Origin of the sequence: Sphingobacterium micropteri, from assembly GCF_014692515.1 — a bacterium.
Lineage (GTDB): Bacteria > Bacteroidota > Bacteroidia > Sphingobacteriales > Sphingobacteriaceae > Sphingobacterium > Sphingobacterium micropteri.
Map to the genome: position 1 here is coordinate 1 of NZ_JACOIK010000011.1, position 12,955 is coordinate 12,955.

Consider the following 12,955-nt stretch of genomic DNA (forward strand, 5'->3'; position numbering starts at 1 on the left):
AAGGGACAATCGCTCAGAAAAGGCATATTGAAACAGGAATAATAACAACTTTTTTATATAATTGTATGATCTTTTATAGTGGCACGGTTTGACCGAAATCACTGGCATGGTCCCTCCGAAATATCCATATGGTTGAGCTCTTCCATCAATCGATCGAATCTCGTTTTGATCGAAGCGTGTACCAGAAAATTGCCATGAATTTCAAATTCTTCAATATCCGTGCAGGTTACGGACTCGGTTAGAGCGATTATTTCCTTATATTTTTCCTCAGAAAGTCGGGACCAATATTCATAAGGATATTCTTTGTCACTTTTGCAGGACAGTAAGAGTAATGTAGCGAACAATAAAAAGGTGGTTTTTTTCATATTAATTAGAATTTCTGTAATTGATATTATTGGAAACGCATGATAATATAGTAATGCTACAAGAGAATAACGTAAAAATCATTTACAGTTGTCATACTAGAATTTAAATGTACGGAAAACATAAAGTTAGGGTGTAATTAAATAATGAAGCCAGAACTAAAATTAAGAAAACTCCTACGTGAAAATTTTAGATATTACAAAACTCTGCACAACCAACATATCTTAACTTACATTTCATCTCGAATACAAAAGAACATTGCCAAAAAGATGTATCTTGGTCAACACTTAATCTAAACCTTAATGAAATACAAAGTTCTCCTGCTATTTTTTTTCGCAATACAAATCACGTCTGCACAGGTTGCATATGAACAGGGTTATTTTATCGACAACGAGGGAAAAAAGACAATATGCCTGATTAAAGATCTGGGGTGGAAAAATAATCCTTCGTCCATATCGTGTAAATTATCTGAAAACGCACCTGAATTCATACTGGACAGCCATAGTATCAAAGAATTCGGAGTAGGGGACAGCATACGGTATTCGAGGCAGCGGATCGCTATGGAAATATCGTCCGATAAGATAACAAATCTTTCGAGTGCTCCCTATTTGAACCTCGTGGATACCGTTGTATTATTGAAACACGAAGTGGAGGGGAAAGCCTCTTTATTTTCATTTTCTTCAAAATTTATTCCTAATCGTTATTTCTATCAGATCGATGCGGATTCGATTACGCCTTTGATTTATAGGTTACATTCGCCGGATGGGATCAAGATTATAAAAAATATGATGTACAGGGAACAGCTCCGTCAAACCATGCGTTGCGCCGAGAATAAAAAATATGTAGAACGATTGTCGTACAACTTAACGATGCTGCGTAGTTTTTTTATACATTATAATCAGTGTCAAGAAAGTAGTTATCATGTTTTAAACGAATATCAGCATAAAGCGCAATTTACGATTACACCAAAGTTAGGCGTGGAATACACGTCGGTCGAAGCCACCAATACGATGGTGAGTACGTATGGATCATTTCCAAGTAAGATAGGGCCGAGAATCGGGTTGGAACTGGAATACATTGTTCCTTATTTTAAGAGTCAATGGCGCATTTTCGCCAATCCTTCTTTTGTTTCATATCATGCCAATAGCACCGTAACGCCGTCGATGGAAATACAATATAATTCGATCGATATACCTATCGGACTAAGAAGATATTTTTTTATGCAAAACCATTCCGCGATATACCTCGATCTATTCACGATTTTCAATATTGATATAGATTCCCGACTAACTGTGCGAAATACGACGTTTTTAGAAACCAAAAGTAACATGAATTTTGGCGGGGCTATTGGCTACCTATGGAAAGGGAAATATGTAGCCGAATTGAAGTACAATTTGCCTAAGAACATAACGGAAGATTACTTGTTTTGGCATACAAAATATCGGAGCAGTAGCTTGTCACTAGGATACAGGTTCGGAGGAAGATAGTCAGTTGAACTTGCGTTTTTTCAAAAAAAAGCGTTTCTTTAACCCTCGATAGCTATCACGAACAACATGAGCGACATTGATTTTATCAAAAGCATTCAGATCAGTGAGTTTTCGTCTACACCGAAGTATCTGCAATTAGCAGATGCGGTCATCGAAGGTGTACGGAAAAATCAATTGAAGCAAGGCGATATCCTACCCTCCATTAACGAAGTAAGCGTGTATTTTGATATTTCCAGAGATACGGTAGAAAAGGGTTATCGCCATCTTAAAAGCTTGGATATTATTTCGTCCACACCGGGGAAAGGGTATTTTGTCGCTAAATCCGATGTGGTTAGTAAGCAGAAGATAGCCCTATTTCTAAATAAACTGAGCGCACATAAAAAAATCATTTACGACGCCTTTGCCCGTGAGCTCGGTGACGAAGCTTCTTTGGATCTATTTGTGTATAACAGTGATATCTCACACCTGCGTAGCCTACTGTTGAATTTGACAAAGCAGTACGACCATTACGTTGTATTTCCACATTTCAAAGAGGGGAGCGATCAAGCTCCGGAGGTACTCGGACTTATACCGATCGACAAGTTGATGTTGTTAGGGAAGCTGATCGACGGATTGAGTGGAAATTTTGATGCGGTCTATGAAAATTATGAAAAGGATATTTATGAAGCGTTGGAAAAGATGCTGTCGTCCCTTTCGCGGTACCGTACGTTGAAACTTGTTTTCCCTGACCATAGTGATTACCCGAAGGCAATTATCAAAGGTTTTTATAGATTTTGTCAGCAATATGCATTTGATCATCTGCTCGTAGGCAATCTATCTACAGAGCCGTTAAAAAGAGGAGAGTGCTACATTATGCTGGCCGAAGATGATTTGGTTCATATGCTCGAAAAATCGATTGCAAAAGACTATCAAATTGGCAAAGATATAGGCGTAATTTCTTATAATGAAACACCCCTTAAAAAATTTATCCTTAACGGGATAGCAACGATCTCCACAGATTTTGAGCTGATGGGGAAATATGCTGCACAAATCATCAAACAACAAAAAAAGGAACAGAAGGAAAATCCATTCTATGTTAATATACGGCCGTCGTTATAATGGATTGTAGAACTGTTATAGGATTATAAAGTTACAGGGTTAGAAGGTTAGAGAGTCTCACTTCTTAACTCGTTTAACTTCTTAACTCTTCTAACTCTCATCCACAGACCAACTAGGTAGATAACGCAGGAACGACATGATTTTCTCCTTATAAATATCCATATTCAAGCGGTAAAAAAACGCACCCTTTCTCGAATTCTCTTTGTCTTTTTCATTTAGCTTGATAAGAAGGCCAGAAGAAAGAAGCTTACGGCTGAAATTCCGCTTATCCAAATCGATATTGTATACACATTCATATAGCGAAGCGATTTGTGGAATCGTAAACTTTTCCGGCAATAACTCGAACAGAATAGGATACAGTGCTGCCTTCGTACGTAGGGTATGCTTGGCGGTAGAAATCATATCTTCGTGGTCGAAGATAAGTTTGGGATGCTTATCCAGCGGAAACCATTTTGCTTCGTACTCTTCGCTCAGAATATGCCTGTACTGTGTTGCGTCGATGAGTGCAAAATAAACAATACTCACTACACGGCGCTCCTCGCGGCCGGGTTCGCCAAATATGCCACAATTCTCCATATAGAGATCCTCTAGATTGGTGAGCTTTTTGAGTACACGTGATGCCGCTTTTTCGGGACTTTCATCTTCATGTACAAAACCGCCCATCAAACTCCATTTATTACGTTCTGGCGCAATTCCTCTTTTAACTAATAATATTTCCAGTGATTCGCCGTTAAAACCTAGAATAACACAATCCACGGCTAGTAATGTCTGGGGTTCGTTTTTGTAAAAATCCATATGTTGCTTGAAAGGTCTTCCCACGTTAACAAATTATTGATTTGTCCGGTCAATATATGGACAATTATATTTATTCTCATGAAAATAAAATAAAATTTTCACTTTTCTAAAATTAAGTGTTAATTTGACATTAATTTTGAAAGGGAAGTTCTTGAATCCATACCGTAGGTGATATGGTGAAAGGACAGAAAAAAGGTGTTATAAACCAGAAAAGGTGTTCAATAAATGGAAAAATCGTATGTAATTGGATTGGATTACGGTAGCGACTCAGTTCGGGCCGTATTGGTCGATGCAAGTAATGGAAACGAGATGGCTTCGTCCGTGTTCTATTATCCTAGATGGAAAAAAGGCGAATTTTGTAATGCATCGGCTAGTCAGTTCCGCCAGCATCCAATGGATTATATAGAAGGTCTGGAAGCTACTGTAAAAGATTGCTTGAAAAAAACGGAAGGGGTGCTTACCCCACAGCAGGTAAAAGCTATTTCGGTAGATACAACCGGCTCTACACCTGTAGCCGTAGATGAACGTGGTGTGCCGTTGGCGTTGATGGATGAATTTGCGAATAATCCCAACGCTATGTTTGTTTTGTGGAAAGACCATACGGCTGTAGAAGAAGCGCAACAAATTAATGATCATGCGGAGAAATTCGATATCAATTATCTACAATATGTAGGCGGTGTTTATTCTTCTGAATGGTTTTGGGCAAAATTACTACGTACATTGCGGGTAGATGAAAGCGTTCGTAAAGCCATGTATACCTGGGTGGAGCATTGTGATTATATCCCTTTTTTGCTGACAGGCGGAACGCGCGCTGTGGATATCAAGCGCAGTGTTTGTGCAGCAGGACATAAATCTTTGTGGGCTGCGGAATTTGGCGGTTTACCTCCTAATGCATTTTTTAGTGCATTGGATCCGCTGTTGAATGGCGTGACAGATCGCCTGTTTACAGATACGTATACTTCCGATCAGTCTGCTGGTACATTATCGACCGAATGGGCGGAAAGACTGGGGCTAACCACGGAAGTGGTGGTGGGCGTCGGAGCTTTTGATTGCCATATGGGGGCTGTAGGTGGAGAGATTGAACCTTATTATGTAAGTAAAGTAATCGGTACCTCTACCTGTGATATTTTAGTCGCACCGAAAGAAGAAATCGCCGATACATTGGTAAAGGGTATTTGTGGACAAGTAGATGGCTCGGTTATCCCGGGTATGATCGGTATGGAAGCCGGTCAGTCGGCTTTTGGGGATGCTTATGCCTGGTTCAAACAGATATTGCTATGGCCTGTAAAGAATTTATTGGCAGATAGTGGGATATTGCCCGACGGGGATTTAAAGAAAGTACTTGATTTTGTTGATGATCAGGTCATTCCGCAGCTTGGCAGGCAGGCAGAAGCTTTGCCCGTAACGGCAACGTCGGAATTAGCACTGGATTGGTTCAATGGACGCCGTACACCGGATGCTGACCAAACCTTAAAAGCGGCTTTGCAGGGCTTGAATCTGGGAACGGATGCGCCCCGTATTTTCCGTGCCATCGTGGAAGCAACTTGTTTTGGTGCCAAAAGTATTGTCGACCGTTTTATAAACGAAGGCATTCCTGTTAAGGGAATTATCGGACTGGGCGGGGTAGCAAAAAAATCACCGTATATTATGCAGACCATGGCCGATGTGATTAATATGCCGATACGTGTACACAAGTCGGAACAAACTTGTGCACTTGGGGCAGCCATGTTTGCGGCAACAGCAGCAGGTATTTACGATAAAGTGGAAGATGCCATGCAAGCTATGGGGCAAGGTTTTGAGCATACCTACGAACCTCGTCCGGAAATGGTGGACATTTATGCAGAACGATATCTGCAGTATAGAAAATTAGGTATTTTCGTGGAAAATATAAAGGAATAATAATAGTACAACAATGTATACAGCAATAAAAGAAGAGGCATACTATTGCAACATGCAGTTACCCAAATTGGGTCTGGTTTTGTTTACTTTTGGCAATGTCAGTGTGGCAGACCGGGAAAAAGGTGTTTTTGCCATTAAACCGAGCGGTGTACCCTACGAAGAGTTGACACCAGATCATATGGTTATCGTGGATTTCGATGGAAATACTGTAGCAGGCGATTTACGTCCGTCTTCGGATACAAGGACGCATGCCGTGCTTTATAAGCACTGGGACGGTATTGGTGGAATTACCCATACGCATTCTACTTATGGCACCGCATGGGCACAAAGCCAACGAGATATTCCTATTTTCGGGACAACACATGCTGACCATCTGACGGTAGATATCCCCTGTGCACCACCAATGAGCGATGAGATGATTGTGGGAAACTATGAATATGAAACAGGTTTCCAGATCATGAATCACTTTGAAGCACAACAGCTGGATTATAAAGAAGTGGAAATGGTATTGGTTGGGAATCATGCGCCATTTGCGTGGGGAAAGACAGGTATCAAATCGGTCTATAACAGTGCGGTATTGGAAACGGTAGCGCAAATGGCCTATTTAACGGAACAAATCAACCCCAAAGCCCCACGGCTTAAAGACGCATTGATCAATAAGCATTATGACCGCAAACATGGGGCGGATGCATATTATGGACAATCGTAATAAGAGTTAAAGAGTTAGAGTGTTAAAGAGTCTAACTTTTGACCATCCTAACTTCTTAACCTCTTAACTTTCTAACAATAGAAAATAAAAATAAAAAAATGAATATCGCATTAAACAAATTACAAGTCTGGTTCCTGACGGGAAGCCAGGATTTATATGGAGAGGAAACACTACGGGAAGTAGCTGTGCATGCTGCAGAAATTGCAGGCTATCTTTCCGCGCACGAAAAAATACCGGTTGAGGTTGTTTATAAGCCAATTGTAAAGAACAGCGACGAGATATATGACACTATTGTGGCAGCTAACGCTAGCCGCGAATGTATTGGGTTGGTGACGTGGATGCATACCTTCTCTCCGGCAAAAATGTGGATAAGAGGATTAAAAGCATTGCAAAAGCCGTTATTGCATCTGCATACGCAATATAATAGAGACATTCCATGGGAAACGATGGATATGGATTTCATGAACCTAAACCAGAGTGCGCATGGTGATCGGGAGTTTGGACACATTGTAACTCGTTTAAATATTGGACGTAAGGTCGTGACTGGTCACTGGCAAGATGAGGAGGTAATCGACCGTATTAACGTGTGGACACGGGCTGCTGCTGCATGGCAGGATTGGCAGGGTGCTAAATTTGCTCGTTTCGGCGATAATATGCGTTTTGTGGCGGTTACCGACGGGGATAAGGTAGAAGCGGAAACCAAATTCGGCTTCTCCGTGAATACCTATGCTATCGGTGACCTAGTGGCCGTAATCAACGAAACGACCGACGAAGAACTGCAGGCTTTACTACAGGAATATGAAGAAACGTATGAGCTGGCGGAGAATGTAGTTGAAGGTGGTGCAGACCGCCAAAGTTTGGTCGAAGCAGCTAAAATTGAAATCGGTCTTCGTAAATTCTTGGAAGCGGGAAACTTTAAAGGGTTTACAGATACTTTCGAAGACTTGCACGGTATGGTGCAATTACCGGGCTTGCCTGTTCAGCGTTTAATGGCCGATGGATATGGATTCGCGGGTGAAGGTGATTGGAAAACACCGGCATTGGTTCGTGCTTGTAAAGTTATGGGTGCAGGATTACCGGGAACCACGGCCTTTATGGAGGATTATACCTATCATTTTGACCCCGAAAATGCGATGGTGTTGGGATCGCATATGTTGGAGGTAGATGCGGCACTGGCGGCACATAAGCCGAGGATAGAAGTACATCCCTTGGGTATCGGCGGAAAGGCTGATCCGGCGCGTCTGGTATTTAACGGTATCAGCGGTCCGGCGCTAAATGCCTCTATCGTCGATATGGGAACACGGTTCCGTTTAATTGTGAATAAAGTAGAAGGTGTACCCGTAGTCGAGAAACTCCCAAAGCTGCCTGTTGCACGGGTGTTATGGAGACCGCTACCGGATATGAAAACAGGCTGTAGTGCCTGGATATACGCCGGAGGTGCACACCACACGGCTTATAGTATAAGTTTGACGCCAGAATATTTGGAAGACTTTGCCAGAATTGCCGGACTGGAATATGTCGCTATTGATGAAAATACGACATTAACAGGCCTGGAAAATCAACTCAAATGGAATGAACTATATTACCTGTTAAAAAAATAACCTAACCAAGGCTTCCCACCACATGATGATGTAACGGGAAGCCTTTTTGTATCAATAAAGCTGTATAATAAATGGAAAAATTTGCAACAGTAGACTACATCATCTTTGTAATCTACTTTTTTGTGGTAGCCGGATATGGCTATTGGATCTACCGTAAGAAGACGGCGGCACAAAACACCAGTAAAGATTATTTTCTTGCGGAAGGTTCACTAACCTGGTGGGCTATCGGTGCGTCCTTAATTGCGTCGAATATTTCGGCAGAGCAATTCATCGGAATGAGTGGAAACGGTTTCGAAGTAGGTATCGCTGTGGCGGCCTACGAAATTATTGCCGCCTTGGCACTGATCATCGTTGCGGTCTGGTTTATTCCGGTTTATCTGAAAAACAAGATCTTCACGATGCCGCAGTTCTTGAACAACCGTTATAATGAAACGACGAGCTTGATTATGGCCGTGTTCTGGTTGTTCTTGTATGTATTCGTGAACCTGACGTCTATCCTTTATCTGGGCGCAATAGCCATCTCCAGCCTTGCGGGCGGAGGGGATACCTTCCACTTAATTATGGTTGCGTTGGCGGTATTTGCCGTTATCATTACGCTTGGTGGTATGCGTGTTATTGGTTTTACCGACGTTATCCAGGTGGTAGTACTTATCATTGGGGGTATCGCTACAACCTATGTGGCGCTGACATTGGTTAGCGAACACTTCGGATTAGGTAAGGATGTGCTTGCCGGTTTCAATGCGTTGATGACCGATGCGCCGGAGCATTTCAATATGATCGTTGAGAAACCGGGTCCAGGAGCAACGCAAGAGGAGATCAACAAATATTTGATGTTGCCGGGTATAGGAATGTACCTTGCTGGGATATGGATCGTGAACCTAAACTATTGGGGTTGTAATCAGTATATCACGCAGCGTGCATTGGGAGCAGATCTTAATACGGCACGTAAGGGTATTCTTTTTGCGGGTTTCCTTAAGCTTTTCATGCCGATCATCGTGATGTTACCGGGTATTGCAGCTTATGTATTGTATAAGAATGGCGCTTTGCAGGAAGAAATGGCACCGGGAGGGGTATTCCATGCGGATAATGCTTATTCAGCGATCTTAGGTTACTTACCGAATGGTATGAAAGGATTAGCATTAGCGGCATTAACAGCTGCTATCGTTGCGGGTCTCGCTGGTAAAGCGAATAGTATAGCGACTATCTTTACGCTGGATATCTATAAGAAATATATGAATAAGGATGCCAGCGAAGGCAAAATGGTATGGGTTGGTAAATTAACGATTATTGCATCTATCGTGGTTGCTGTTCTCTTTACGTGGAACGATACCTTAGGTATTGGAGGTGCGGGTGGATTTACCTTTATCCAGAAATATACCGGCTTTATCAGTCCGGGTGTTTTTGCTATGTTCTTATTAGGGATGTTCTGGAAGCGGACAACCGGGCCAGCAGCTATTGCGGGGCTTATCACCGGTTTTGTGCTTTCTGTTTTCTTTAACGAGTTTGCCGTGAACGTCTTTGGGCCTGAAACGTGGATCTATACAGCCTACCTCAATAAATTTGGCGTATACGAGATTCCTTTTCAAATTTGTATGGGATTAGCTTTTGCATTTACGATGTTGGTGATGGTGGGAATAAGCCTATTTGGTCCGAAGGTTAATCCGAAAGCATTTGAACTCGATCGGAAAATGTTTAAGGTGGAACCTTCCATTCTTGTGATGATTGTGATAACTTTACTGCTTGTAACAGCTATTTACGTGAGGTTTTGGTAGATAAATAAACACAATAACTATAAACTATAAAGAACATGAAAAGAAACGTTTTCATTGCATTATTGGCTACGGCTTCATTGACGTATGCTTGTCAACAGGGCGCCAATAAAGGCGAAACAGGAGCAACAACAAGCGACAGTATCGAACAGGCATCTTTTGATGCGGTTATCGACGGAAAAGATGTTAAACTGTATGCGCTGCAAAATGACAGGCTGCGTGTAACCCTAACAAATTACGGGGCGAGATTGGTCAGCTTAAATGTAAAAGGTAAAGAAGGCGAAGAAACAGATGTCATCCTAGGTTACGATACAGCAGACGAATTTAAGCAAAATGCCAGCAATTATTATGGAGCAATTGTGGGGCGGTATGGCAATCGTATTGGTAACGCTTCTTTTACGTTGGATGGTGCGACCTATGAGCTGGAGAAAAACAATGGCGAGAACTCCTTACATGGGGGCACAAATGGGGTTTTTAACAAAGTATGGACGGTAGAGCAATCTTCGGATAGGGCCATTACCTTGGCGTATACGTCTCCCGATGGGGAGGCTGGATATCCGGGCACCGTAACCATGAAAGTAACGTATTCCTTAACGGATGAAGGAGGTTTGGTGATCGATTACGAAGGGTCTACGGACAAAGAAACGGTACTGAACTTAACCAATCACGCTTATTTTAATCTCAATGGAGAAGGAGACTCAACGATATTGGATCATGAGTTGCAGATAGATGCTGACGCTATAACCGAAGTCGATGCGGCGTTGATTCCCACAGGTAAGAGCCTAACAGTAGCAGGTACCGCATTTGATTTTCGTAAACCGCAGACAATCGGATCACGTATCGATACAGATAACGAACAGCTAAAGGTCGGGAAAGGGTATGACCATAACTTTGAGTTGGTGAAAGGGGAAGGATTCCGTAAAGTAGCTACAGTCTATGCACCTAAAACAGGGATAGAAATGCAGATATTAACAACCGAACCGGGGTTACAGTTTTATAGCGGTAACTTTATGACGGACAGCGATCCGAAAGGTAAGGGAGGGAAAGGTTATCCATTCCGTTCTGCATTTTGTTTGGAAACACAACATTTTCCAGATTCACCTAATCAACCCTCTTTTCCGTCTACGGTGCTGAAACCGGGCGAACAATACACCACAAAAACAGAATATCGGTTTTTTGTGAAATAATACTAAAAGAGATGGCGATGATTAATCATCGCCATCTCTTTTATTTATAGTATAAACCACCATAATAACAGGGTACTCATAACCTTCAGTTGTATCCTGATATGACGTAACGCTACGGTCAGTTGATTTTCGACGGTACGTTTCGATATCCCCAATTTGTTTGCGATTTCATCGTTTGTCAAATTTTCCTTTCTGCTCATGAAATATATTTCTTGACATCGGGCAGGTAGCGTTTGCAAGCTTCCGTCAACATACCTTTCAGCGTCTTGGTAAATAAGACGCTCTTCGCCTTGGTTAGTCATGGCTTCTCCCGTTTCGGTGAGCTCATCCGTATACACAATGGCGGATGCTTTCCTTTTTTTAAGTTCTTTGTATACATGATAGCGAGCCGCTGCCCGAAGATAGGCGGGGAACGATTGAATAATCAATGTTTCCCGTTTTCGCCAAAGATTGAGAAAGATATCATGCGTAATCTCTTCGCTTTTTTCTCGGTCTTTTAGATAGGAAAATGCCGTGCTGTATAACGTCTCCCAATATCGGTCAAAAAGAAATGAAAAAGACTGGGAACAACCTATTCGCTGTACCTTCTCCCAATACTCGTGGTCTTTGAGGCAAGATGAATCTATAAGTTTATTGTTTCCCATGGATTAGCAAAACGGTTTTATCTTTCGTTTACGTGCTTGTGGCTTCCTGTTAGCAATATCGAATATAGATTAAAAAAATTATAAAAAATAAAATATACCTAATTATTTAACACAGGACGGAGCAGGATGGAGAAAAATAAAAAAAGTATGTGTGTGTTCCCCAAAAAAAGACTCTAGTATATAAAGGGACACAAAAACATGTTAACCAAAGAAGAATATATCAAATTATACGAGAAATATATAGCCGGTCATTGTTCAGCGGAAGAGTTGAGCCAATTGCAAGATTACCAGGATAAATTTCAATTGAAAGAGACGAGATGGGACGAGCGGACTATGGGCGATAAAGCGGCTGTCAAGGCACGTCTTTATGCGCGTTTGCACAAAGAAATGCAAACGGATAAAGAGGATCAACCCGTATACTGGCAGTCGATGCGAAAATGGTTGGGCTACGCAGCGGCGGCTATTATACTCGTCATAGGCGGATTATACTGGTCATCCGTAGAGAATGTGCCAAAACCGTTTGGTGAAGGAAGCCAAGCTATTGTCATTGAACCGGGAGGTGATAAGGCGGTACTTGTATTAGATGATGGAACAGAAGTCTTGCTGAACGAACTGCATTTAGGTAATGTCACCATTAATGGAAAAGTATGGGCAAATAAGGCCGGAGAAGGCGAATTACATTATGGAGCAATGTCGGAAGAGGAGATAAGATATCATACGATCCGTACACCACGGGGAGGACAATACCAAGTGACATTGGCTGATGGAACAAAAATATGGCTGAATGCGTCGTCATCTATACGTTTTCCGACTGCATTTATCGGAACTGAGCGGCTTGTTGAAATAGAGGGAGAAGTATTTTTTGACGTACAAAAGGATACAGGAAAGCCCTTCGTCGTGAAATCGGATAACCAAGAGATAACCGTTTTGGGTACGCAGTTTAACGTCATGGCTTACCCGGATGAAGAGGGGGTGAAAACCTCCCTTATCGAAGGGAAGGTAGCGGTAGATATCGCCGGATCTAGCTATATGCTTAAACCGGGTGAACGGAGTGTGTATGATAAGACGAAGAGACAGGTAACAAAGGAAACTTTTGACCCGGAAGAGATTCTAGCTTGGCAAGAAGGCTATTTTATGTTCAACGAGGAAAGCATCGAACACGTCATGCGGAAGATTGCTAGATGGTATGATGTGGAAGTGGAATATAAAGGAAATATGAAAGGCAAGCTTTTTTCAGGAACGGTTTCCCGGTTTGGGCAAGTGGATGAGGTTTTGGATATGCTTGAACTGACTGGAACCGTAACATTTAAAATAGAAGGAAGGAGGATTTTGGTTATGGGCTAGACATGTACACAAGATAAAAACAAAAAGCAAATACCGAGAGCGATGCCGCGCCCCCGGTG

The 12,955-nt window shown here is 42.1% G+C and carries 11 protein-coding genes; 8 read left to right on the top strand and 3 right to left on the bottom strand.

Translation table 11 applies throughout. The features are described 5' to 3' along the window. Positions 1-98 precede the first annotated feature (98 nt). A complete protein-coding gene (locus H8B06_RS15325) occupies positions 99-365 on the bottom strand; it encodes a hypothetical protein (RefSeq protein ID WP_190995125.1) in 267 nt (88 codons plus the stop codon). A gap of 300 nt (positions 366-665) precedes the next feature. Here H8B06_RS15325 and H8B06_RS15330 point away from each other — a divergent pair, with 300 nt between their 5' ends. Both H8B06_RS15330 and H8B06_RS15335 read left to right on the top strand, forming a co-directional pair. Further along, positions 666-1,850, top strand: a complete 1,185-nt coding sequence (locus H8B06_RS15330) for a hypothetical protein (RefSeq protein ID WP_190995126.1) — start codon at positions 666-668, stop codon at positions 1,848-1,850. 66 nt (positions 1,851-1,916) lie between these two features. After that, positions 1,917-2,948 carry a GntR family transcriptional regulator gene (locus H8B06_RS15335; RefSeq protein WP_190995127.1) on the top strand — a complete coding sequence of 344 codons (1,032 nt, stop codon included), beginning with the start codon at positions 1,917-1,919 and terminating at the stop codon, positions 2,946-2,948. A gap of 90 nt (positions 2,949-3,038) precedes the next feature. Here H8B06_RS15335 and H8B06_RS15340 read toward each other — a convergent pair whose 3' ends face one another. After that, entirely contained in the window at positions 3,039-3,743 is a 705-nt protein-coding gene (locus H8B06_RS15340) for an NUDIX hydrolase (RefSeq protein WP_190995128.1), read from the bottom strand. Between the two features lie 225 nt (positions 3,744-3,968). On the opposite strand from H8B06_RS15340, the gene H8B06_RS15345 reads away from it, so the two are divergent. The 5 genes from H8B06_RS15345 (at position 3,969) to H8B06_RS15365 (ending at position 10,908) form a co-directional block, all read left to right on the top strand. Next, positions 3,969-5,642, top strand: coding sequence for a ribulokinase (locus H8B06_RS15345; RefSeq protein WP_190995129.1), 1,674 nt, complete (start codon positions 3,969-3,971; stop codon positions 5,640-5,642). Between the two features lie 13 nt (positions 5,643-5,655). Continuing rightward, positions 5,656-6,351 (top strand): L-ribulose-5-phosphate 4-epimerase, encoded by a 696-nt coding sequence (locus H8B06_RS15350; protein WP_190995130.1) that lies wholly within the window; start codon positions 5,656-5,658, stop codon positions 6,349-6,351. Positions 6,352-6,449: 98 nt separating this feature from the next. Further along, on the top strand, positions 6,450-7,952 hold the full coding sequence (gene araA / locus H8B06_RS15355) for an L-arabinose isomerase (RefSeq protein WP_190995131.1): 1,503 nt from the start codon (positions 6,450-6,452) through the stop codon (positions 7,950-7,952). A 71-nt stretch (positions 7,953-8,023) separates the two neighbouring features. Then, on the top strand, positions 8,024-9,724 hold the full coding sequence (locus tag H8B06_RS15360) for a sodium:solute symporter family transporter (RefSeq protein ID WP_130142990.1): 1,701 nt from the start codon (positions 8,024-8,026) through the stop codon (positions 9,722-9,724). A gap of 35 nt (positions 9,725-9,759) precedes the next feature. Beyond that, positions 9,760-10,908 (top strand): aldose epimerase family protein, encoded by a 1,149-nt coding sequence (locus H8B06_RS15365; RefSeq protein WP_190995132.1) that lies wholly within the window; start codon positions 9,760-9,762, stop codon positions 10,906-10,908. Between the two features lie 44 nt (positions 10,909-10,952). Here H8B06_RS15365 and H8B06_RS15370 read toward each other — a convergent pair whose 3' ends face one another. After that, positions 10,953-11,552 (bottom strand): RNA polymerase sigma-70 factor, encoded by a 600-nt coding sequence (locus tag H8B06_RS15370; protein WP_190995133.1) that lies wholly within the window; start codon positions 11,550-11,552, stop codon positions 10,953-10,955. Between the two features lie 198 nt (positions 11,553-11,750). On the opposite strand from H8B06_RS15370, the gene H8B06_RS15375 reads away from it, so the two are divergent. Further along, on the top strand, positions 11,751-12,896 hold the full coding sequence (locus tag H8B06_RS15375; RefSeq protein WP_190995134.1) for a FecR family protein: 1,146 nt from the start codon (positions 11,751-11,753) through the stop codon (positions 12,894-12,896). The last annotated feature ends 59 nt before the right edge of the window (positions 12,897-12,955 follow it).